Raw genomic sequence first — 22,120 nt, forward strand, 5'->3', positions numbered from 1 at the left:
GCGTAACAATAACGCGAGGGTATTGAGTCACAAAATAGAAAAGATGTGCCAATAAGCAGGAGAAATGCTGCAAAAATCAGGATTTAATGAAAAGAGAAAAGAAAGTTGTGCAGTGAATGGGAAGTCCTCGCCTTTGTTCGGATTAGTTTATCTAAGGCTAAAAACTTCCAATAATTAGAATAAATCAACTCTCACTATGATGGTGCAAGTGAGCGGCGGTGATAAATTTTACACCCGCTTCCTGCATGGCCTGTTTAGCGCGACTGAGTGAACCGTTAAGATCAATCGCTCTACAGGCATCTTCAACTACCCAGGTTGATAGCCCCGCCTTGGCCGCATCGATGGCGGTCCAGCCAACACAAAAATCGGTGGCAAGCCCAACAACAACGACTTGGTGAATGTCGTGAGCCTGTAACCAAGCAAGCAGACCGGTCGCGGTGCGCCTATCCGCTTCTAAAAACGCTGAATAGCTATCAATTTCTCGATGGATGCCTTTACGAAGAATTAATCTTGCATGAGGGATGGCGAGACCCTCGGCTAGTTCCGCCCCTTTACTGCCTTGTATACAGTGTTCCGGCCATAAACATTGAGGGCCATAAGGCATAGTGATGGTTTGGTAATCTTGGCAGTCAGGGTGTGCGCTACTAAAAGAAAGATGCCCGGCAGGGTGCCAATCTTGGGTAATCACAACCTGATGAAAATGCGCTGCAATACGGTTAATGACTGGGATCACCTCATTCCCTTGTGGCACCGCGAGCGGGCCGTTTGGCATAAAGTCGTTTTGAACATCGACAACGAGTAGTGCTGTTTTGTTGTCGATATTGAGTGTTGCAGCCGCCATCACTTTTTCTCCGCTATTTACGTAACCATTCAGGAAGGTCGTGTTCGCCAAGGGCTTGTTTAATCAGTTGTGGTTTAATGCCCGGTAGTTTATCGGCAAGCGTCAGCCCAATATCCCGAATAACTTTTTTCAACGGATTCTGTCCGGCAAAGAGGTCTTGGAAACTTTGCATGGTTGCCAACATTTTTGCCGCACTGAGCTTGCGAAGGCGCTCATAACGCCGCAAATAGAGGTGTTGACCAATATCTTTACCCTCTTGCTGTAAGCGAATGAGTTGGCCGATAAGCTCTGCTGCATCCATAAAACCAAGATTAACGCCCTGCCCGGCAAGTGGATGAATGGTATGCGCCGCATCCCCGACTAAGGCTAAACGGTGACTGACGAACTGGCGAGCATAACGTGCCGTCAGGGGAAAGGTTTGTCGCTCACTGTTCAGCGTGCAAGGACCGAGTTGCATGTCAAAGGTGACTGCGAGTTGTTGGCAAAATAGCGACGCGTCCATTGTGTTGAGTTTTTTCGCCGTTTGCGGTTCGGTTGACCAGACGATAGAACAGCTGTGGGGATCAGCAAAAGGCAGGAATGCTAAAATCCCGTCGCCATGAAATACCTGACGTGCAATGCCTTGATGAGGCTGTTCGGTACGAATGTTAGCGACCAGTGCATGATGCTTATAATCCCAAAAGGTTAGCGGGATGTCGGCTTTGCCACGCAGCCAAGAGTGCGCACCATCCGCAGCAATCATTAAGCGTGCTGTGAGCATGGAACCATCTTGGAGGCTCACGAAGGTTTCGTTATCACCAAATGCCGCTTGCTGTAAATTCGCCTCTGGGATCAGGGTGATATGCGAGAGAGTTTGTGCTTGATGCCACAGGGCCGTGTGTAGGACATGATTCTCAATGATATGGCCTAAGCCCTGACCGCCAATTTCGTTATCATCAAAAGCTATTCGGCCAAAGCTGTCTTTTTCCCATACTTTCATGCCGTGATAGCAACTTGCGCGCATCTGTAGAATATTTTGCCAAACACCTATTTTATCTAGCAAACGCTGGCTAGCGCGGTTGATGGCTGATACGCGCACCGAGAGTGGGGCTTGCTGAGAAAAATGGGGGGCCGGCCCTTGCTCCAGTACCGCCACACTCAGCCCTGATTCTTTCAGACCACACGCAACAGCGAGCCCGACCATTCCACCACCAGCAATAATAATATCGTAGCTTTGCATGAATATTCTCTTTAATTAACGTTTAACCCAGCCGAGGGTGCGACTGGCAAGGTGGTGTTTAAAACCGGTAAATCGTTGCATTGTGAATAACCCGAGATTTCGCCCGACGGTCAGCGGAATATTGTCATTCGCAAAAAGGCGAACGAGGCCATCCGTAATACCAATGGTGGTCGCACGGTCGTCTACTCGGCGCTGTTGATAACGATTAAGTACCGGGAAACTGCCCAGATCTTGCTGCTGCAAGAAAGCCTGTGTCAAAGTTTCGGCTAGGCTCATCACATCGCGCATGCCTAGGTTGAACCCTTGTCCGGCAATGGGGTGTAGCGATTGTGCGGCGTTACCAATGACCACGCAGCGATGCGTGGTGACGGAGTGTGCCTGTTGTAAGCTCAGCGGGTAGGCTTCTCTTTGTCCGACGTCGGTAAATTTCCCTAAACGCCAGCCGAAAGTCTGTTGGAGTTGTTGTAAAAACTCGCTTTTTTCTGCCGACAATAACGATGCGCTTCTATGGGCCGATACACACCATACTAGCGATAGGCGATTGCCCGACATGGGTAATAATGCGATAGGCCCTTGTGTCGTAAAGCGTTCAAAAGCCCGGCCGTTATGCGGTTGAGTCGTGCTGACGTTGGCAATAATCGCGACTTGTTCATAGTTCTCCCTTTGCCATTCAAACCCGGCTTGCCGCGCGATGGGGGATCGATTGCCATTGGCAATGATTAATGTCTGGGCATTTAGCGACGATCCATTTTCTAACGTGACTGCTATGTTATCTGCATAACGGGTCATACTGGCAACTTTCGCCGGGCAATGTAAGGTAACACCTGGGGCGTGTTGTAATCGCTGAAATAATACTTTCCCAGCAGCATGTAGCTCAATTACGTTACCCAAAGCCGTCAGATTATAGTCATCACGGTTAAGGGTAACCTGCCCCAAATGGCCTCGGTCAGAAACATGAATATCGGTAATCGGGGTTGCCAAGGATTTGAGGGCCGACCAGACGCCAATACGCTCAAGTTGCTGGCAAGTGCCTGCCGCTAATGCAATCGCCCGGCTATCAAAACCTGGGTGTGCTGCAGTATCGGGAGAGCTTCCCTCAATTAAGGTAACGGGTAATTTTCCTTGAGAAAGGGTCGATAAAGCCAGTGCTAGGGTTGCACCTGCCATACCTCCCCCAACAATTATTACGCTCATAGTGGGTTATTTTCACCTAGACGTTTTGTTTGCGCGATATGCATCAATTGTTCGATTGCATCAGGATCTTTCACTACCTGTTCGGTTAAATTTTCATGGCCGGTTTCAGTGATAACAATATCATCTTCGATACGGATCCCTATGCCACGGTAGCGTTCTGGAACGTTGGCATCAGGAGCGATATATAATCCTGGTTCTACGGTCAATACCATCCCAGGCTCTAGGAGTCGTGAACGGTCAGCGCCCCCATATCCTCCTACATCATGCACATCTAAACCGAGCCAATGACTTAGTCCGTGCATAAAGAATGGCCGATAGGCTTTTTCTTCAATTAATTGTGAAACATCACCCGTTAAAATACCGAGTTCAACTAACCCTTCAACCTTGATTCGGATAACAGCTTCAGTGACCTCAGCAATACTGACTCCCGGCCGGAAGAGAGCCAGCGCAGTGGTTAAGGCACGCAGTACTATGTCATACAGTTCACGTTGCGCTGGGGTGAATTTACCGTCCACGGGGAATGTCCGAGTGATGTCGCCAGCGTAGCCAAATAGTTCACAGCCTGCATCAATCAGTACCAGTTGGCCTTTTTTCAGTAGCGACTCATTCTCGGTGTAATGGAGAATACAGGCATTTTCACCGCCCCCTACAATAGTGTTGTAGGATGGAAAACGGGCACCATGACGTGAGAACTCATGATGGATCTCTCCTTCCAACTGGTATTCGTACATCCCCGGCTGACATTGCTGCATTGCACGTTGATGTGCAAGAGCACTGATCCGTCCCGCATCACGCAGAATAGCCAGCTCTTCTTTATCTTTAAAGAGACGCATTTCGTGGACGATCGGCCGCCAGTCGATGAGCGTTGTCGGGGCCTTGAGATTTTGACGCGATCCCGCCCGTAGGGTTTCAAGTGCATGATTCACTTTTTCATCGGCAAAAGCATATTCACCACTGGCATGATAAACCGTGGTTAATCCATTAAGAATTTGCGCGAGCTGTTGGTCAAGCTCTCCCCAAGGGAGTGCGCGATCAACCCCAAGTTTTTCGATTGCGGCATCTTGCCCAAGGCGTCGTCCAAACCAGACTTCCGCATGTGGGTCACGGTAACGATTGAAGAGGATGCTGTGGTTATGCTGATCGTCACTTTTAATTAAGATCAACAATGCTTCAGGCTCGTTAAACCCAGTGAAGTACCAGAAGTCGCTATGCTGACGGAAAAGATACTCAGTGTCCCGGCTACGGGTGACCTCCGGTGCAGCAAAAATTAAGGCTGCGCTTCCCGGTTGCATCTGTTTAAGAAGCGCCTGGCGCCGTTTACTGTAGTTTTTCTGTGAAATCATACCTTAAGCTCCCTGTCATCCCCATTTACCGTTCGAGGATCAATGTAATGTCGGCACCTGCGTTACGGCTGAAGTATCCGCTTGCGGGGCATTGAAGGTTTCATGGCAGAGTAATGCAGCAACTCTGACATATTCAATGACCTCCTCCAAAGATTGTGCAAGTTCTTCCGAATCTTCATCTTCGTCGTAACCTAGTTGAGCGATAGTACGCAAATCGTCAATCGCTTCACCCGCCTCATCTTTCACTTTATCTAATTTAGGCTGTGTTACCCCTAATCCTAGTAGAAAATGATTGACCCATCCGGCTAAAGCATCTGCGCGGTCAAAAACATTGTCGTGGTTATCGACCGGAAGGAAGAGTTGAAAGTTGAAACCGTCTTCCTCGAAGGCGTGCAGTGTATTATCGTAGACAGCTTGTAAGGATTGGTTGAGTTGAGCCGAAAACGCAATGCCATCGTTCGTTAGGTCATGTACCAGTGCTTTCCAGCTATGATCTTTAGTGCCACCGCAGAGGATGCCACTGAGTAAGCCATGCATCTCAGCGGCTGTCATACCGACACCTTGTGTCGTCAGGTCGCTATTAAGCGTGTTATAGTTCGGTGAAGTCATCGTTATTCATAGCCTTGGGAAAGTGAAGTAGGATCTATGCTACCATTAGCTCCCTTGTAGATTCCAGAAAAGGGGTTGTAACTTCTGCCTCAGGTATATATAGTGGCGCCCTTCCTCAGCAAGTGACTTTGGAAGCGGACAACGTAATTATCAGGAAGGTAACATGTCTGCGCAACCGGTAGATATTCATATTTTTGGTCGTTCACTTCGAGTGAACTGTCCTCCAGAACAAAAAGAAGCTCTACTTTCTGCGGCCGAAGATCTTGACCAGCGTCTGCAGGATTTAAAACATCGAACTCGCGTCACGAATACTGAACAATTAGTGTTCATTGCAGCATTAAATATTTGTCACGAACTTGCCCAAGAAAAAAGCAAAACCCGTGATTATGCCAGCAATATGGAACAACGTATTCGTGTATTGCAACAGACTATTGAACAGGCATTAGTCGAACAAGGGCGCATCAGCGATCGCCCAGAAAGTAAATTTGAATAAAGTATTCAGGGATCCTGTGCTATAATTTTCCCTGAACAACGAATTCTCTGAGATGTTTGCAAGCGGGCCAGTCCCCTGAGCCGATATTTAGTACTACTAGAATGTGGCGCTTCATATCTTGTGTGCATGCTCGGTTCGTCCGAGAAGCCTAATAGGTATGACGACATGTTCACCTTGAACCAAGGGTTCAAGGGTTACAGCTCGCAGCGGCATCTCGGAGATCCCCTCCTTCTTTTCTCTTTACTGTCAGTTTCTCACCGCCTATTATCCTTCAGTGTTTTCACAAGGATTACCGACTATGGAACCTTCTCTCGTTCAACAACGCCAGTCGTTGCGCCAGCATATACGCCGTTTACGATGCTCCCTAAGCGAACCCCAACAATTTGCCGCCGGTCAGCAGCTTGCCGAACATGCCATTTTATTTTCACCCATTCAGCAAGCACAGCATATCGCCTTATTTATGTCGATGGATGGCGAAATCAATACTCGTCCCTTAATTGCTCGATTATGGCATTTGGGTAAAAGTGTGTACTTACCCCGGATTAATCCGCATCAGCCTACGACGCTACTGTTTCAACGTTTTACGCCACAGACGACGCTAGTTAAGCATCGATTCGGTATGATGGAGCCAGAGGAAAATTGCGATGAGTGTCGCCCGTTCACTGACTTAGATGTAGTGATCGTGCCGTTAGTGGCGTTTGATAGCGACGGTCAGCGATTAGGAATGGGAGGCGGCTTTTACGACCGCTTACTGGTTAACTGGCAAGAGGCAGGTGTGTTACCTATTGGTGTAGCGCATAATTGCCAACATCAAGATACGTTGCCCATTCAACCTTGGGATATTCCGCTACCAGCAGTCATTACCCCTAATAAATTATGGCAGTGGGGAAATAAAGAGGCCTAACGGCCCCTTTATATGCGACTTAGTAGAGAAGTCGAGCGCGAATTGTGCCAGGAATTTGCTTCATCAGTTGTAGCGCGTTGTCCGCCACTTCTTGTTCCGCATCCACATCAATCACCACGTAGCCTAAATGCGGCGAGGTTTGTAGGTATTGACCGACAATATTGATATTTTGATCACCAAAGATATTGTTTATCGCCGTTAAGATACCGGGACGGTTTTCATGAATATGCAGAATACGGCTCGCAGACACGCTATGTGCCGGTAGAGAGACTTCAGGGAAGTTCACTGCAGAAAGTGTTGAGCCGTTATCCGAGTATTTCGCCAGTTTCCCAGCCACTTCAATACCGATATTTTCTTGAGCTTCCTGCGTCGAGCCGCCAATGTGTGGCGTTAGGATGACGTTATCAAATTGACATAACGGCGAGTCGAAAGGATCACTGTTCGAGGCCGGTTCGACTGGGAATACATCAATCGCCGCACCGCCTAAGTGTTTGCTTTCTAATGCCTCACACAATGCAGGAATATCGATCACTGTGCCACGCGAGGCGTTGATTAACAGTGCACCCGGCTTCATTGCTGCCAGTTGATCTTTGCTGATCATATTTTGGGTATTGGCCGTTTCAGGTACGTGTAAGCTTACTACGTCACTCATTGCCAAGAGTTTATCTAAAGAGTCGACTTGAGTGGCGTTACCCAGAGGCAGTTTACTTTCAATATCATAGAAGTAGACATACATCCCTAAACTTTCTGCCAATACGCCCAGTTGCATACCAATGTGGCCGTAGCCAATGATCCCCAGTTTTTTGCCGCGTGCTTCAAAACTGCCTTTAGCATTTTTGTTCCAGATACCGCGGTGCGCTTTAGCGTTCGCTTCTGGGATCCCACGCATAAGTAGTAACAGCTCACCGATAACGAGCTCGGCGACTGAGCGCGTGTTGGAGAATGGCGCGTTGAAGACGGGAATACCCCGCGATGCCGCAGCATTCAGATCAACTTGGTTTGTTCCAATGCAGAAACAGCCGACCGCAATTAGTTTCTCTGCTTCAGCAAAGATCTCTTCAGTCAGTTGAGTACGGGAACGAAGACCAACAAAATGCGCGTCGCGAATTGACTCTTTGAGTTGTTCAGGACTGAGTGCGGATTTATGAAACTCAATATTGGTGTAACCCGCTGCTTTTAAATTATCGAGGGCAGATTGGTGAACACCCTCCACTAATAGAAACTTAATCTTATCTTTTTCTAGTGAAACCTTAGCCATTACCCAACCCTATAAAATTGATTTTCGTTTAGTACCCTTAGCTAACCGCCAACATAAGAAAAAAATAGGCTAAGAGCAACACCCTTGAAACATGAAAAGAAGCCACGCAATCGTTTACTTCTCCGTCAATTAGCGTCAAATCACTCTTTTGCTGAGACTAGCCAGCGGATTAGTGTGAATAGAGCACGTTAAGCGCTATAAATGACTGATTATTTTTATGTGGTATTTTATTTATTGCCACGAATAATTTTCTTAACGCCGCCGTCACCACCAATTAACGCGATGTCTGCACCCCGCTTTGCGAAGAGACCGACAGTCACCACACCGGGAAGTGCGTTAATCGCGATTTCGAGCTGATTAGGATCATCGATTAACAAATCATAGACATCAAGAATGATGTTACCATTATCCGTGATAATGTCTTGACGATATTCAGGACGACCGCCCAATGCGACGAGCTCACGCGAGACATAGGCTTTAGCCATAGGGATAACTTCAACCGGTAGCGGGAAGTGGCCTAAGCGAGCGACTTGTTTTGATTGGTCGGCAATGCAAATAAAGGTTTTTGCAACGGCGGCGATGATTTTCTCACGAGTGAGTGCCGCGCCACCGCCTTTAATCATTTGCAGATCGGGGTTGATTTCGTCAGCACCATCAATGTACAGCGAAAGCGAGTCGATATCATTGAGGTCAAAAACAGGAATGCCATACGATTTTAGGCGTTCAGTCGACGCTTCTGAACTGGAGACAGTACCGATAATCTCGTCTTTACGGGTGGCCAGTGCATCAATAAAATGCGCGGCGGTTGTTCCCGTACCGACGCCGACTATCGTGTTAGGCTGAACGTAGTCTAGTGCCGCCCAGCCCACTGCTTTTTTAAGTTCGTCCTGAGTCATGGTATGTTAAAACCTATACATGTTTAGGTAGCCTTAGTATAAAACAAGCTTACCTTAAATAGTGATCTTTCGTTGATTGGATCGTGGCTTTATGGATGCAATCTCACTATAACCGAATTTATCTCTTTCAGTCAGGGACTGAGAATACATGATTAAAAGACCCGATTACCGTAACCTTCAAGCCCTTGATATCGTGATTCGTGAACGAGGATTTGAACGAGCGGCACAAAAACTCTGTATTACACAATCGGCAGTTTCACAGCGAATAAAACAGCTAGAGACACAGTTTGGTCAACCTTTACTGGTGCGTACGGTTCCCCCCCGCCCGACTGAACAGGGCCAAAAATTATTAGCGCTGTTACATCAAGTAGAGCTTCTTGAAGAGCAGTGGTTAACGGATGAAAAAGGCGGTACTACTCCCCTACTGCTTTCGATTGCGGTGAATGCCGATAGTCTGGCGACCTGGTTACTGCCTGCATTGCGTGATGTCTTAGCCGATTTGCCCGTTCGTCTTAATCTGCAAGTCGAAGATGAAAGTCGTACCTTAGAGCGCCTTAGACGTGGTGAAGTGGTTGGGGCTGTGAGTATTCAGCCTCGTGCTCTGCCCAGTTGTCATGTCGATACTTTAGGTGCACTGGACTATTTATTTGTCTCTTCCCCGCAATTCGCTAAACGTTATTTTCCGCGAGGGGTAAATCGTCAAACGCTACTTAAAGCTCCAGCAGTGTCCTTTGACCATTTAGACGATATGCATCAAGCCTTTTTGCAAGAGAATTTCGATTTACCTCCAGGTAGTTTGCCGTGTCATATCGTTAACTCTTCAGAGGCTTTTGTACAATTAGCCAAGCAAGGATCGGTGTGTTGTATGATCCCGCATTTGCAGATTGAAGCCGAACTGGCAGAAGGATCGCTGATTGATCTAACACCAGGGCTTTATCAACGCCGGATGCTTTACTGGCACAGATTCGCGCCAGAAAGTCGAGTAATGGGGCGCGTTACGGATTCGTTGGTGGAGTATGGTCGTCGGGTTCTGCGCCAAGAGAGTGAGTGTTAAGCGTAAAAACGACGTCAACTTTGTCCGAGAAATCGAGTTTTTGCTGTTGATAAGTGTGATCGGGCGTAGTCTGAGTCGCGCTCGCTTGCACGCTCATCATTCTTATCCTCGGCATCATCTGGCTAGGCGGAGTCTGATAATCGATACTCCATACCGAGCCTAAGGTTGCATTAAATCCTGCCGCGACCTCTTTAGCTTTGACTAGCGCATCGCGAATCGCCGCTTGGCGGGCTTGTTGCTGATAGTGTTCAGGGTGTTCTACGCCCATTGAGACTGAGCGAATTTCGTTTAATCCCGCCGCAAGCGCGCCATCAAGCAGCGTGTTGAGCTTGCTTAATTGATGCAGCGTGACCGTCACATGGCGAGAGGCCTGATAACCCACTTGTTTGGGCTTTCCGTGATCAGAGTCGTCATATTGCACGTCTGTCACCACATTGGCGGCATTGATCTCTTTATCGGTAATACCCTGTTGATGTAAAAAATCGAAATAATGGGCAACCCGCGCATCTACTTGCTTTTTCGCGTCTGAGGCTTGTGCTTGTGCCACCCTCACGTCAATAACGAGGGTAGCCATATCCGGTTGCGCTTGGACATTACCCTGCCCCGAGATGCTGATATAGGGGGCATTGGGGGTCGATTCAGCTAGAGCGAATCGCGGTAATCCAAGGCTTGCACTCACTATTGCTACGGCGGTTATCATGATTTTCATGCGTCTCTCCCTCAGGCAACCGATTAAGGATGAAAAATCTGATTAAACAGTATCACGCCTTCCTTTGTTAGTCGAAAAGCCATGCTCAATAAAATCACCATCACCCCACAGGCGATACCCCGTTGTACCGCCGGGCGCGTTAACCACGAAGATAACATCTGTCCAATTCCCGCCAGCAGATAAAACCAGAGTAGTGATGCAAGCAGTGCACCCAGTACAAAATGGTAGCGTTGTTGGGCTGGAATTTGGCTACCGATGCTTCCCAATAATACTAAGGTATCAAGATAAACATGGGGATTTAGCCACGTTACTAGCATCAAGGTTAGCAGCACCTTTGCCAAGGTTGCTGACGATGGCTGACTGGCCGAAAATACCGCAGGCTGTTTTATTTCTTTGAGTAGCCCATAGCTGTACCAGAGTAAAAACAACACCCCCGCCCAAGTAATAATAAGAAGCACCGTGGGTGATTTTTGTAATAATGCACTCCCCCCCATGACGCCACTTGTGATGAGTATCGCGTCACTGAGTACACAAAATGTCGCGGCAATAAAGGCGTAGTGTTTCACTATTCCTTGGCGTAGCACTAGCGTGTTTTGTGGACCTAGGGGAAGAATTAGTGCTGCGCCAACCGCCAGTCCTTGTAAGAAATAGATCATGGTTCGCCTCTCATTTTTGTCAATGACGGGGAGTGTGCAACAGATTTGGGATAGAAAGGAAATTGAAAAAAGAGAGGGGGTATTAGCCAAACTAATAGTTTGCAGCCAATCAATGATTGGCTGCGGGAGAGAGCTTAGTCGTGAGTGTCATTATTACGGATGACATGCACATCCATTTGCGGGAAAGGGATGCCGATATTGTTTTTATCAAGCGCCCGCTTAAAGTCCGCCATCAAATCCCAATACACTTGTTGCAGGTCGCCACTGCTACTCCAACAACGTACGATGAAATTTAACGAGGAAGGTGCCATTTCGTTTAAGGCAACAACGATCCCCTTTTCCTTGATGACGCGTTGGTCGGCTTCGACCACATCACGTAGCACTTTCATCGTTACGTCGATATCTGCATCGTAAGCAACGCCAATAATAAATTCATTACGACGCTCAGGTTCGCGTGAGTAGTTGATAATTTTCCCCGTAAAGATCGAGCCGTTAGGGACGACCGCAATCTTACCGTCTGAGGTTTTCAGCGTAGTTTGGAAAATTTGTACATTCAATACTGTGCCTGAACAGCCACCGACATCAACAAATTCACCGACTCGGATTGGCCTAAAGGTGACAAGCAGTACCCCTGCGGCAAAGTTAGAGAGTGAATTTTGTAAGGCTAAACCAACGGTGACACCAATGGCACCGAGGACCGCGATAAACGATGCTGTTTGTACACCTACTCGGCTAACGGCAGCAATAAGTGTGAAGGCAATGACAGCATAGCGAACGATCATCGCAATAAAATCTGCAACGGTTTGGTCAATATGCCGTGAGATTAAGATTTTGTTGATGGTTCTAGAAACGATTCTTGCGACCGTAAAACCAATAAATAGGATAACGAGCGCTGCCGCAACGTTGACGACATAGCTTAGTAAAAGCCCCTGATTGCGTTCTATCCAGTTACCGGCACTGTGTAGGCCATTGACTACATTAAGATCTTGCATTAGAGCATCCTGTCGTTAGTTTCCAATAAATAGCGCTGGAGCATCTGTACAAGACGTCCAGTGAAAAAGGGTAACTAAAAACAGACAAATTGCCAACCTCGTCACGTAACTTGGAGAAAATTACTCGAACAGATGGAATTAACGGCGGGGAAAACGCCAGCAATGCTGGCGTTTGGGGTGAGATTAAAGGCGGTCAATCGCGTTTAATTCACGGAAGGCTTGTTCTAAGCGAACGACCATTGAGCTTTGTGCTGCACGTAACCAAACACGTGGGTCATAGTATTTTTTGTTTGGTTTATCGTCACCTTCTGGGTTACCCAGTTGGCTTTGTAAGTAGCCTTCATTCTTTTTGTAGAATTGCAGGATACCGTCCCAGTTCGCCCATTGGGTATCGGTGTCGATGTTCATTTTGATCACCCCGTATTCGATAGACTCTTTGATCTCTTCCGCTGAAGAGCCTGAGCCACCGTGGAATACGAAGTTTAAGCTATTGTGCGGCAGGTTATGTTTTTCGCTTACGTAGTCTTGAGAATTTCTCAAGATTTTTGGCGTTAACTGCACGTTACCCGGCTTATAAACACCGTGTACGTTACCGAAAGATGCCGCGATGGTGAAGTTAGGACTGATCGCGCTCAGTTTTTGATACGCGTAGTCCACATCTTCAGGTTGGGTGTAAAGTGCGGAGTTATCAAGGTGTGAGTTATCCACGCCATCTTCTTCGCCACCGGTACAGCCTAATTCAATCTCAAGGGTCATGCCCATTTTTGCCATACGAGCAAGGTATTGACCGCTGATTTCAATGTTTTCTTCTAATGATTCTTCGGAAAGGTCAATCATGTGCGAAGAGAAAAGCGGTTTACCGGTGCTTTTGAAGTGTGCTTCACCCGCATCGAGAAGTCCGTCAATCCAAGGCAGTAATTTTTTCGCGCAGTGGTCGGTATGTAAAATTACCGGTACACCGTATTGTTCAGCCATGAGATGGACATGCTGTGCGCCAGTGATAGCCCCTAAAATTGCCGCAGCTTGTGGCTTATCAGAGGTGAAGCCTTTACCGGCTAGGAACGCGGCACCACCGTTAGAGAACTGTACGATGACCGGGGCTTTCGCTTTTGCCGCGGCTTCAAGGACGGCATTGATCGAGTCAGTGCCGATACAGTTTACTGCAGGTAACGCGAATTTATTCTCTTTAGCTACTTGGAAAACTTTTTGTACGTCTTCGCCCGTAACGACACCCGGTTTTACGAAATCAAAAATTTTAGACATAAGTGTTGTCCTGTTTCGTTGGTCGTAAGCTGAGATCTACTTTCAGCGGTAGAAAATTGAGGAGCGCCCAAACGCCCCTCGTCATTAATTATTGTTTCGCACGCTCTTCTAACATTGCTACAGCAGGAAGTTTTTTACCTTCCACAAATTCAAGGAATGCACCGCCACCGGTAGAGATATAAGAGATTTTATCTTCGATACCGAATAGGTCGATCGCCGCTAAGGTATCGCCACCGCCAGCCACAGAGAAGGCTTCGCTGTCAGCAATCGCATTAGCAATAATTTCAGTCCCTTTACGGAAGTTAGGGAATTCAAAAACACCCACTGGGCCGTTCCAAAGAATAGTTTTGGCACTTTTCAGAATTTCAGCCATTTTAGCGGCTGTTTCATCACCAAAGTCCATGATTTCTTCGTCATCTTGGATCTGATCGACTTTTTTCACGGTTGCCGGAGCTGTTTCTGAGAACTCAGTTCCCACACGAGAATCTACCGGTACCGGAATGCCATGTTCGTCACGTAACTTTTTAGCTGCTTCGACAAAATCTGGCTCATAGAGCGATTTACCGACGTTGTTTTCGATCGCTACAAAGGTGTTCGCAATCCCACCGCCTACGATGACAGTGTCTGCAATGCCGACTAGAGATTGCAGAACATCAAATTTGGTTGAGACCTTAGATCCGCCAACGACCGCTACCATTGGACGAGCGGGATGACTCATCGCTTTACCCAGAGCTTCAAGCTCTGCTGAAAGCAGTGGGCCCGCACAGGCGATCGGAGCAAATTTGCCTACACCATGAGTAGAAGCCTGCGCGCGGTGTGCGGTACCAAAAGCATCCATGACAAAGACATCGCAGAGTGCTGCATATTTTTTGGATAGGGTTTCATCATCTTTCTTTTCGCCTTTGTTAAAGCGAACGTTTTCTAATACCACCAGCTCCCCAGCTTCCACTGCAACACCGTCAAGGTAATCTTTCGCGAGACTGACCGATGTGTTAGCCAGTTTTTCTTTGAGGTAGTTGACGACTGGCAGCAAGGAGAACTCTTCATTGTATTCGCCTTCTGTCGGACGACCTAAGTGAGAGGTAACCATCACTTTCGCCCCTTGCTTAAGCGCCTGCTCAATGGTTGGTAGTGAGGCACGAATACGCGCATCTGACGTCACTTTCCCATCTTTTACTGGTACATTAAGATCAGCACGAATCAGAACACGTTTTCCAGCAAGATCCAGATCGGTCATTTTGATTACAGACATGGTGAATCCTCTTATTGATTCTTTAAGTTTATCCCACCGCTTATGCGATAGGTTTGAAAGTGTTGTCAGACATCGCTAAACAGGTGTCGATCATTCGGTTTGCGAAGCCCCATTCGTTGTCACACCATACTAACGTTTTTACAAGGTGGCCACCACTGACTCGCGTTTGCGAGCCATCGACAATCGCACTGTGTGGATCGTGATTAAAATCTGCCGAGACCAGTGGAAGCTCTGTGTAGTCGACTATACCATGAAAGCAACCGCTAGCAGCCTCTTGCAGCAAATGGTTGACTTGCTGAGCAGTGACTTTTTTTTCCAGCGTAACGCTCAGGTCGATGGCGGTCACGTTAATCGTCGGAACACGTACAGCTATCGCCTCAAATCGGTCCAAGAATTTTGGAAAAATACGCGTTATACCGGCGGACAAACGAGTGTCGACCGGAATAATCGATTGACTGGCAGCGCGAGTACGGCGTAAGTCAGGGTGGTAAGCGTCCAAGACCTGTTGGTCGTGCATTGCCGAATGGATCGTGGTGACGGTTCCCGATTCAATGCCAAAGGCATCATCCAACAATTTAATAACGGGAATAATACAGTTAGTGGTGCAAGAGGCATTGGAGACAAAACGGTGTTCAGGACGCAGTGTGGTATGATTGACACCGTAGACGATGGTCGCATCCAAGTCAGCTTCGCCAGGGTGAGCAAACAGCACTTTGCGAGCCCCTGCCCGGTAATGAGCCTCTCCTTCTGCACGGCTACCATAAACGCCGGTACAATCTAATACGATATCAATATCTAAATCACCCCAAGGTAATTCAGTAAGCGTATTGTAGTGCAGTAGTGTAATGGCATCTCTACCAATAAAAAGTTGTTCGCCCTCTAGCTTGACTTCCCATGCGAATTGACCGTGAGTGGTATCATATTTCAACAGATGCGCCATACCACGACTTTCGGCTATTTCGTTGATCGCCACGACTGTCACATCAAGATGACGACCGGTTTCATATAATGCACGAACCACCGCTCGACCAATCCGACCAAAACCATTAATCGCAATTCTTAGAGTCATTGCTTATCTATTACCTTGATGAACGTAGGGGAAATTCGCCATGATACAAATATTCTATACTGAGGCTACAACGATTTACGCCATTTAGATACCCTAATTCAGCCAAGCTGGAACGATTCACCTGAGAATAAATCAACTCTTTACTTAGCGGAATGATTGAGATCAACCGTCAGTTCAAACTACGATCATGATCACACAATTTAACGACTACCAACACCCTGAGTCGTCAAAGGAAGTAAAAAAAAAGCATGGCAGATGCCATGCTTTATATGGAGTCGTAATGGAATTACAGGATAGCTTTCGCTTTCGCGACAACGTTATCGACAGTGAAGCCAAACTCTTCAAAAAGTTGCTCTGCCGGTGCTGACTCACCGAAGGTGGTCATACCTACGATGGCACCTTGTAAGCCAACATATTTGTACCAGTAATCGGCAATACCTGCTTCGACCGCAACACGAGCAGTGACTGCAGCTGGCAGTACTGATTCACGGTAGGCGGCGTCTTGCTTGTCAAAATGATCCGTTGACGGCATAGAGACCACGCGAACTTTACGGCCTTCTGCGGTCAGTTTTTCTGCAGCATCAACCGCTAACTGAACTTCTGAACCTGTGGCGATAAAGATCAATTCTGGTTGACCCTCACACTCTTTAAGGATGTAACCACCTTTGTTGATGGCGGCTAATTGCTCAGCAGTACGCTCATGTTGCGCGAGGTTTTGACGCGAAAGAATTAACGCTGACGGGCCATCCTGACGTTCGATAGAGGCTTTCCAAGCGACGGCAGTTTCAACTTGGTCTGCAGGACGCCAGACGCTCATATTAGGGGTCGTGCGCAGGCTCGCCACTTGTTCAACCGGTTGGTGAGTCGGGCCATCTTCGCCTAAACCAATGGAGTCGTGGGTATAGACTAAGATCTGGCGTAGTTTCATCAACGTGGCCATACGCGCAGCATTACGCGCATACTCGACGAACATTAAGAATGTTGCAGTGTAAGGGATAAAGCCTGAGTGCAGAGAGATACCGTTAGCAATCGCGGTCATCCCAAATTCACGAACACCATAGTGGATATAGTTACCGGCAGCATCATCTTTGATAGATTTTGAGCCTGACCACATGGTTAAGTTACTCGGTGCTAAGTCCGCAGATCCGCCCAGGTATTCAGGCAGGAGTTTACCGTAGGCTTCGATAGCATTTTGAGAGGCTTTACGGCTCGCAATTTTTTGTGGATTTGCTTGTAGCGACTCAATGAATTTTTGTGATTCTGCTGCCCAGTTTTCAGGTAACTGGTTTGCAGTACGGCGTGAAAATTCTGCCGCTAATTCAGGGAATGCTTTCGCATAGGCTGCGAATTTTTCATTCCATGCTTGCTCTTTCTTCGCTCCCGCTTCTTTTGCATCCCAGGCTGCATAGACATCAGCAGGAATTTCAAACGGCGCAGCGTCCCATCCTAATTGTTTACGGGTCAGTGCAATTTCGTCATCACCAAGTGGTGCGCCATGTGAATCATGGGTGCCTGCTTTGTTCGGTGAACCAAAACCAATGACCGTTTTACACATGATAAGCGTTGGGCGATCTGAAGCGCGCGCTTCTTCCACTGCACGACGAATTGACTCGTTATTATGACCGTCAACGCCACGAATAACATGCCAGCCGTAGGATTCAAAACGCAGGCCAGTGTCATCACTAAACCAACCATCAGTATGACCATCGATGGAGATACCGTTATCATCATAGAAGGCAATCAGTTTGCCCAGTTGCAGCGTTCCCGCTAATGAACAGGCTTCGTGTGAGATCCCTTCCATCATACAACCGTCACCCATAAAGGCGTAGGTGTAGTGGTTGACGATATCGTGTCCAGGACGGTTAAATTGCGCGGCCAGTGTACGCTCTGCAATCGCAAAGCCAACCGCATTGGCGATACCTTGGCCTAATGGGCCAGTTGTCGTCTCAACCCCAACGGTATAACCGTATTCTGGGTGGCCAGGGGTTTTAGAGTGCAGCTGACGGAAATTTTTTAACTCTTCAATAGGTAAGTCATAACCGCTGAGGTGCAACAAGCTATAAATCAGCATTGAACCATGGCCGTTTGATAATACAAAGCGGTCACGATCCGCCCATGATGGGTTTTTAGGGTTATGATTTAAAAATTCACGCCACAGTACTTCAGCGATGTCCGCCATTCCCATCGGTGCACCAGGATGTCCAGATTTAGCGCGTTGGACGGCATCCATACTGAGTGCACGAATCGCATTGGCAAGTTTTTTTTCAGAAGGCATTTTTCACTCCAGATCGGATGATTTTAGTTGTGCTGATTTCTCAATACTTTCAACAAAAAGTAAAAATCTAGTTGTTTCAATGTACATGATGTACCGAACGAAAGTACATTCGATCCGCACTATTTAACGCTTGAAGATAGAATCGACTAATGAACCGAGATCATTTTGAGCATTACCGCTCGCCTCGGCGTGTACTTCGCCTTGCGGTGAGATTTTATCAACCAATTGCGGGAGGATTTGGGAAAGAGTGCTGGAGGCTCCTTGCACATCGGTTCCCAATTTGTCTGCCAACGATTGTAAATCTTGCTGACTGAACGCAGATTGAATGTCACTGTGGCTGACCGATTGATTGGTGCCATTGCTTAGCCATGAAGAGAGAATTTCTCCTAAGCCACCTTGCTGAAATTTTTGAATCAAGACTTCGATACCGCCCTGTTCTTGTACCCAAGACCAGACTGTTTGCAGTTGGCTCAGCGAGTTTTGTTGCCCTTCTCCACCCACCAATGATCCGACAATGCTATCAAGTAATCCCATCTTTCACTCCTCATCAATTGACTGTTCTGGATAAAAACTAGCGTTTCGCCTGCTTGTTAGCCGCTTGTACGTGTAGCATATCTAATGCTACGGTCGCCGCTGCTAATGCTGTGATATCAGCATGGTCATAGCCAGGAGCGACTTCCACCAGATCCATACCCACGATATTTAAGCCCTGAAGTCCGCGAAGTATTTTCGTGGCTTTATCACTGCTCAATCCCCCGATGACAGGCGTACCGGTTCCCGGTGCATGGGCAGGATCAAGGCAGTCGATATCGAAGGTCAGGTAAACCGGTAAATCCCCCACCGTTTCGTGAATTTTAGACACGATCTCCGCGACTGAGGTGTCATTAACCCATCCGGCATCTAAGACATTAAAACCGAGTGACGGATCGTACTCAGTACGAATACCGATTTGTACGGAGTGTGCCGGGTCGATAAGACCTTCTTGTGGCGCCGTGTAAAACATAGTGCCGTGGTCGAAGGTCGGGCCATTGGAGTAAGTATCGGTGTGGGCATCGAAATGTACCAACGCCATTTTTCCAAAATGCTTTGCATGTGCTCGTAACAGCGGCAGTGAAATATAATGATCACCGCCAAATGTCAGCATCCGTTTACCCTTTGCCAATAATTTTTCGGCATGTGCCTGTAATTTGGCTGACATGTCCGCAGAATCACCGAAGGCGTAGACTAAATCTCCCCCATCGACAACCTTCAATTGTTGACGTAGGTCGAAGTGCCAAGGCCAACGACACCCTTCCCATGCAAGATGTGTAGAGACTTGACGAATGGCGTTAGGCCCTAAACGGCTTCCCGGACGCCCTGATGTTGCTGCGTCAAAGGGAACGCCAGTAATGACCCACTCAGCATCGCTGGTGTAAGGTTGAAAATTCAAGGGGAAACGCAGAAAACCAAAGGCGTTAGACACCAGTGAGTTGTCATACTCGTTACCTAAGGTATTATACATATTTTATCCTTTACTCTTATGAGGGCGCTGAGATTTCAGCGCCTAGGTCGTAAAACTATTCGTCTTCTAAATAAGTGTAGCCGTATAAGCCGCTTTCAAATTCAGATAAGAATTGATCGCGCAGCTCTTCTGCAATATCGCTAGATTTCACTTGATGATAGAACAGGCTGAGTAACTCTTGCGGGTTAAGTTGAACATACTCCAACATGTCCGCAACGGTGTCCCCTTCGTCCGATAACTCTACATCAACTTCACCGTTTTCAGTGACATAGACGTTAACCGCTTCTGTATCACCAAAAAGGTTGTGCATGTTCCCCAAGATTTCTTGGTAGGCGCCGACCATAAAGAAACCAAGCATTGGCGGGTTTTCAACATCATATTCAGGCATCGGCATGGTGGTAGCAATGCCATCACCATCGATGTAATGATCAATGGTGCCATCCGAGTCACAGGTAATATCTAACAGTACCGCACGTCGTTTAGGTTGCTTATTTAGGCCTTCCAACGGCAGAACGGGGAAAAGCTGATCAATTCCCCATGCATCTGGCATCGATTGGAACAGCGAGAAATTGACGTAGATTTTATCAGCCATACGCTCTTGCAGTTCATCAATGACCGGTCGATGTGCGCGATTACTCGGATCAAGGTGCTGCTGCGTAAAATGGCAGATATTTAAGTATAGCTGCTCAGCCCACGCACGTTGTGTCAGGGTGTAATTGCCTGAGGAGTAACCGGTATGGATATCCGATAAATCAACTTGGCTGTCGTGTAACCACTCCCGTAGTGAGCGATGTCCTTGCGATTCGTGCATCTCCTGCCAGGTTTTCCACATACTTAATAATGGACGTGGCGAGTCAGCTTCCGGCGGATTGGGCGGTGTAAAGCTGTTACGTTCAACGCCAATAATGTTGGAGACTAAAACGGTATGGTGTGCCGTGACTGCGCGTCCAGACTCGGTGATCACCGTCGGATGCTCTAAACCATGCTCTTCACAGGCTTCACCAATTGCATAGATGACATTGTTAGCATATTCGTTTAAGCCGTAGTTGACCGAACAGTCAGATTGCGAGCGAGTTCCCTCATAATCGACGCCCAAACCGCCACCAACATCAAAACATTTGATTTGCACCCCTAAACGGGCCAGCTCGACGTAAAAACGGGCTGATTCGCGTACGCCAGTGTAGATATCACGAATATTGGCCATTTGTGAGCCAAGATGGAAATGGAGCAGCTGTAGGCTTTCAAGTCGTCCAGCTTGGCGCATAATATCGACCAATTCGAGCACTTGGGATGCCGACAAACCAAACTTCGACTTTTCTCCCCCACTTGACTGCCATTTACCTGACCCTTGTGAAGCTAAGCGTGCGCGGATACCTAAGCGCGGTACTACGTTTAACCGTTCAGCTTCTTCGAGGACGAGACGTATCTCGGTCATCTTTTCGATCACTAGGTAGACTTTATGTCCTAGTTTTTCACCGATCAGCGCCAATCGAATATATTCGCGATCTTTATAACCATTACACACAATGACCGAGCGAGTTTGTCCAGCATGAGCCAATACCGCCATCAATTCAGCCTTTGAGCCCGCTTCTAGCCCGAGCGGTTCACCTGAATTGATCAGAGACTCAATGACACGCTTATGTTGATTGACCTTAATGGGATAAACAAGAAAGTAATCCCCACGGTAACCAAAAGACTCTCTTGCCCGTTTAAAGGCTGCATTAATTGAACGCAGGCGGTGCTGTAGTATTTGCGGGAAGCAAAAAAGGGCCGGTAAACGTTGGCCTTGCGCTTCACGTTCTTTAACTAATTTGGCCAGATCGACACGTGCGGATGGGATGTCTGGATTGGGGCAGACACTAATGTGACCCAATTCATTGACGTCATAATAGTTATTCCCCCACCATGCGATGTTATAGGTTCGTAACATGCGGCTTGCTTCTTGATCGTTAACCGCTACCTCTTGCATTGAACGCAGTTCACCATGTTCGCCAGCGGATGAACCTCGAATGTTCTTAATGACGTCGGTCATCTCATGCCTCTATCTTAGATAAAAAACGGATAAGTATTTACCCTAACGCAACGCGCCAAGCACTGCAAATACTCGTACTGGAGTAAGCCCTTCGTCGATTTTCACGACCTTTTATACTGGGATAACTTAGGAAAATAGTATAACTGTAATGATATAGGCTAAGACTAATCGCTTACCGTATTTTCAAAGCGATTAGCACTGTACAGTAGACGTCTGTGTTTACCGCAAGACATATTGCGCCATTAGCGTTATTAGATTTGGTAAGTAATTGTAAAATAATACTTTAAAATCCTCTTCCTCCACCAAAAGCGATTTAAAAAAGAGGATAAAACGGTTCGCGATTTATACCCCTAAGGGGGTAAAAATGCAAAAAGTTTGTCTTGCGTCTAGGCTAATAGCCGGGTCTATGTGGCTATCGATGCGGTAATTCAGAAAAATCGCTGGAATTACCCGGTGATACTAACCTAGAATAGACGTCCAGACGGAAAACCATCCGTTAGTGTTTTCCTTTTTATTTTATTATTCAACGTCGCAGCGTTATCGCCATAAATGGCGTGTTT

Annotated in this window: 20 protein-coding genes and 1 other RNA gene; 4 read left to right on the plus strand and 17 right to left on the minus strand. The window is 47.4% G+C overall.

Annotated elements, in window-relative coordinates:
* Positions 1 to 184: 184 nt before the first annotated feature.
* From pncA to HGT73_RS10835, 5 genes are read right to left on the minus strand one after another with little or no spacing between them, the layout of a single operon-like run.
* A complete protein-coding gene (gene pncA / locus HGT73_RS10815; protein WP_214214748.1) occupies positions 185 to 841 on the minus strand; it encodes a bifunctional nicotinamidase/pyrazinamidase in 657 nt (218 codons plus the stop codon).
* Between the two features lie 13 nt (positions 842 to 854).
* A complete protein-coding gene (gene ubiI / locus HGT73_RS10820) occupies positions 855 to 2,060 on the minus strand; it encodes an FAD-dependent 2-octaprenylphenol hydroxylase (protein ID WP_214214749.1) in 1,206 nt (401 codons plus the stop codon).
* Between the two features lie 15 nt (positions 2,061 to 2,075).
* Positions 2,076 to 3,254: a 2-octaprenyl-6-methoxyphenyl hydroxylase gene (ubiH, locus tag HGT73_RS10825; RefSeq protein WP_214214751.1), complete on the minus strand. Its 1,179-nt coding sequence runs from the start codon at positions 3,252 to 3,254 to the stop codon at positions 2,076 to 2,078.
* Positions 3,251 to 4,597, minus strand: a complete 1,347-nt coding sequence (pepP, locus tag HGT73_RS10830; protein ID WP_214214762.1) for a Xaa-Pro aminopeptidase — start codon at positions 4,595 to 4,597, stop codon at positions 3,251 to 3,253. The genes ubiH and pepP overlap by 4 nt, the downstream gene beginning before the upstream one ends.
* A 39-nt stretch (positions 4,598 to 4,636) precedes the next feature.
* On the minus strand, positions 4,637 to 5,206 hold the full coding sequence (locus tag HGT73_RS10835) for a YecA/YgfB family protein (RefSeq protein ID WP_214214763.1): 570 nt from the start codon (positions 5,204 to 5,206) through the stop codon (positions 4,637 to 4,639).
* Between the two features lie 163 nt (positions 5,207 to 5,369).
* Here HGT73_RS10835 and zapA point away from each other — a divergent pair, with 163 nt between their 5' ends.
* From zapA to HGT73_RS10850, 3 genes are all read left to right on the plus strand, one after another.
* Positions 5,370 to 5,699 (plus strand): cell division protein ZapA, encoded by a 330-nt coding sequence (gene zapA, locus HGT73_RS10840; RefSeq protein ID WP_214214765.1) that lies wholly within the window; start codon positions 5,370 to 5,372, stop codon positions 5,697 to 5,699.
* A 41-nt stretch (positions 5,700 to 5,740) separates the two neighbouring features.
* A non-coding RNA gene (gene ssrS / locus HGT73_RS10845) (6S RNA) lies at positions 5,741 to 5,924 on the plus strand.
* Positions 5,925 to 5,997: 73 nt separating this feature from the next.
* Positions 5,998 to 6,603: a 5-formyltetrahydrofolate cyclo-ligase gene (locus HGT73_RS10850; RefSeq protein ID WP_214214766.1), complete on the plus strand. Its 606-nt coding sequence runs from the start codon at positions 5,998 to 6,000 to the stop codon at positions 6,601 to 6,603.
* Positions 6,604 to 6,622: 19 nt separating this feature from the next.
* Here HGT73_RS10850 and serA read toward each other — a convergent pair whose 3' ends face one another.
* Together serA and rpiA are read right to left on the minus strand one after the other, a co-directional pair.
* Positions 6,623 to 7,861 (minus strand): phosphoglycerate dehydrogenase, encoded by a 1,239-nt coding sequence (gene serA / locus HGT73_RS10855; protein WP_214214769.1) that lies wholly within the window; start codon positions 7,859 to 7,861, stop codon positions 6,623 to 6,625.
* Between the two features lie 227 nt (positions 7,862 to 8,088).
* Entirely contained in the window at positions 8,089 to 8,757 is a 669-nt protein-coding gene (gene rpiA / locus HGT73_RS10860) for a ribose-5-phosphate isomerase RpiA (RefSeq protein ID WP_214214771.1), read from the minus strand.
* 151 nt (positions 8,758 to 8,908) lie between these two features.
* On the opposite strand from rpiA, the gene HGT73_RS10865 reads away from it, so the two are divergent.
* Positions 8,909 to 9,811, plus strand: coding sequence for a LysR family transcriptional regulator ArgP (locus tag HGT73_RS10865; RefSeq protein WP_214215019.1), 903 nt, complete (start codon positions 8,909 to 8,911; stop codon positions 9,809 to 9,811).
* Here HGT73_RS10865 and HGT73_RS10870 read toward each other — a convergent pair.
* From HGT73_RS10870 to speA, 10 genes are all read right to left on the minus strand, one after another.
* Positions 9,753 to 10,520, minus strand: a complete 768-nt coding sequence (locus tag HGT73_RS10870; RefSeq protein ID WP_214214773.1) for an oxidative stress defense protein — start codon at positions 10,518 to 10,520, stop codon at positions 9,753 to 9,755. The two genes, HGT73_RS10865 and HGT73_RS10870, sit on opposite strands and share 59 nt — an antisense overlap.
* 23 nt (positions 10,521 to 10,543) lie before the next feature.
* Positions 10,544 to 11,176 (minus strand): LysE/ArgO family amino acid transporter, encoded by a 633-nt coding sequence (locus HGT73_RS10875; protein WP_214214775.1) that lies wholly within the window; start codon positions 11,174 to 11,176, stop codon positions 10,544 to 10,546.
* A gap of 134 nt (positions 11,177 to 11,310) precedes the next feature.
* Positions 11,311 to 12,168, minus strand: a complete 858-nt coding sequence (gene mscS / locus HGT73_RS10880; RefSeq protein ID WP_214214778.1) for a small-conductance mechanosensitive channel MscS — start codon at positions 12,166 to 12,168, stop codon at positions 11,311 to 11,313.
* A 183-nt stretch (positions 12,169 to 12,351) separates the two neighbouring features.
* Positions 12,352 to 13,431 (minus strand): class II fructose-bisphosphate aldolase, encoded by a 1,080-nt coding sequence (gene fbaA, locus HGT73_RS10885; RefSeq protein ID WP_214214780.1) that lies wholly within the window; start codon positions 13,429 to 13,431, stop codon positions 12,352 to 12,354.
* An 88-nt stretch (positions 13,432 to 13,519) separates the two neighbouring features.
* Entirely contained in the window at positions 13,520 to 14,683 is a 1,164-nt protein-coding gene (pgk, locus tag HGT73_RS10890; RefSeq protein WP_214214783.1) for a phosphoglycerate kinase, read from the minus strand.
* Positions 14,684 to 14,723: 40 nt separating this feature from the next.
* The gene (gene epd, locus HGT73_RS10895; protein ID WP_214214785.1) at positions 14,724 to 15,752 is read right to left on the minus strand and encodes an erythrose-4-phosphate dehydrogenase; all 1,029 of its coding nucleotides are present in this window, start codon (positions 15,750 to 15,752) and stop codon (positions 14,724 to 14,726) included.
* A 286-nt stretch (positions 15,753 to 16,038) separates the two neighbouring features.
* Positions 16,039 to 18,027, minus strand: coding sequence for a transketolase (gene tkt / locus HGT73_RS10900; protein ID WP_214214788.1), 1,989 nt, complete (start codon positions 18,025 to 18,027; stop codon positions 16,039 to 16,041).
* 123 nt (positions 18,028 to 18,150) lie between these two features.
* Entirely contained in the window at positions 18,151 to 18,561 is a 411-nt protein-coding gene (locus HGT73_RS10905) for a YidB family protein (RefSeq protein ID WP_214214790.1), read from the minus strand.
* Positions 18,562 to 18,598: 37 nt separating this feature from the next.
* Positions 18,599 to 19,528 carry an agmatinase gene (gene speB, locus HGT73_RS10910; RefSeq protein WP_214214792.1) on the minus strand — a complete coding sequence of 310 codons (930 nt, stop codon included), beginning with the start codon at positions 19,526 to 19,528 and terminating at the stop codon, positions 18,599 to 18,601.
* A gap of 55 nt (positions 19,529 to 19,583) precedes the next feature.
* Positions 19,584 to 21,560 carry a biosynthetic arginine decarboxylase gene (gene speA / locus HGT73_RS10915; protein ID WP_214214798.1) on the minus strand — a complete coding sequence of 659 codons (1,977 nt, stop codon included), beginning with the start codon at positions 21,558 to 21,560 and terminating at the stop codon, positions 19,584 to 19,586.
* Positions 21,561 to 22,120: the final 560 nt, after the last annotated feature.

This window comes from Rosenbergiella australiborealis, assembly GCF_018494035.1.
Classification (GTDB): domain Bacteria; phylum Pseudomonadota; class Gammaproteobacteria; order Enterobacterales; family Enterobacteriaceae; genus Rosenbergiella; species Rosenbergiella australiborealis.

Bases quoted from the DNA above. Each gene is read 5' to 3' on its own strand.
- pncA (WP_214214748.1), bottom strand. From the start codon at position 841: ATGGCGGCTGCAACACTCAATATCGACAACAAAACAGCACTACTCGTT.
- ubiI (WP_214214749.1), bottom strand. From the start codon at position 2,060: ATGCAAAGCTACGATATTATTATTGCTGGTGGTGGAATGGTCGGGCTC.
- ubiH (WP_214214751.1), bottom strand. From the start codon at position 3,254: ATGAGCGTAATAATTGTTGGGGGAGGTATGGCAGGTGCAACCCTAGCA.
- pepP (WP_214214762.1), bottom strand. From the start codon at position 4,597: ATGATTTCACAGAAAAACTACAGTAAACGGCGCCAGGCGCTTCTTAAA.
- HGT73_RS10835 (WP_214214763.1), bottom strand. From the start codon at position 5,206: ATGACTTCACCGAACTATAACACGCTTAATAGCGACCTGACGACACAA.
- zapA (WP_214214765.1), top strand. From the start codon at position 5,370: ATGTCTGCGCAACCGGTAGATATTCATATTTTTGGTCGTTCACTTCGA.
- HGT73_RS10850 (WP_214214766.1), top strand. From the start codon at position 5,998: ATGGAACCTTCTCTCGTTCAACAACGCCAGTCGTTGCGCCAGCATATA.
- serA (WP_214214769.1), bottom strand. From the start codon at position 7,861: ATGGCTAAGGTTTCACTAGAAAAAGATAAGATTAAGTTTCTATTAGTG.
- rpiA (WP_214214771.1), bottom strand. From the start codon at position 8,757: ATGACTCAGGACGAACTTAAAAAAGCAGTGGGCTGGGCGGCACTAGAC.
- HGT73_RS10870 (WP_214214773.1), bottom strand. From the start codon at position 10,520: ATGAAAATCATGATAACCGCCGTAGCAATAGTGAGTGCAAGCCTTGGA.
- HGT73_RS10875 (WP_214214775.1), bottom strand. From the start codon at position 11,176: ATGATCTATTTCTTACAAGGACTGGCGGTTGGCGCAGCACTAATTCTT.
- mscS (WP_214214778.1), bottom strand. From the start codon at position 12,168: ATGCAAGATCTTAATGTAGTCAATGGCCTACACAGTGCCGGTAACTGG.
- fbaA (WP_214214780.1), bottom strand. From the start codon at position 13,431: ATGTCTAAAATTTTTGATTTCGTAAAACCGGGTGTCGTTACGGGCGAA.
- pgk (WP_214214783.1), bottom strand. From the start codon at position 14,683: ATGTCTGTAATCAAAATGACCGATCTGGATCTTGCTGGAAAACGTGTT.
- epd (WP_214214785.1), bottom strand. From the start codon at position 15,752: ATGACTCTAAGAATTGCGATTAATGGTTTTGGTCGGATTGGTCGAGCG.
- tkt (WP_214214788.1), bottom strand. From the start codon at position 18,027: ATGCCTTCTGAAAAAAAACTTGCCAATGCGATTCGTGCACTCAGTATG.
- HGT73_RS10905 (WP_214214790.1), bottom strand. From the start codon at position 18,561: ATGGGATTACTTGATAGCATTGTCGGATCATTGGTGGGTGGAGAAGGG.
- speB (WP_214214792.1), bottom strand. From the start codon at position 19,528: ATGTATAATACCTTAGGTAACGAGTATGACAACTCACTGGTGTCTAAC.
- speA (WP_214214798.1), bottom strand. From the start codon at position 21,560: ATGACCGACGTCATTAAGAACATTCGAGGTTCATCCGCTGGCGAACAT.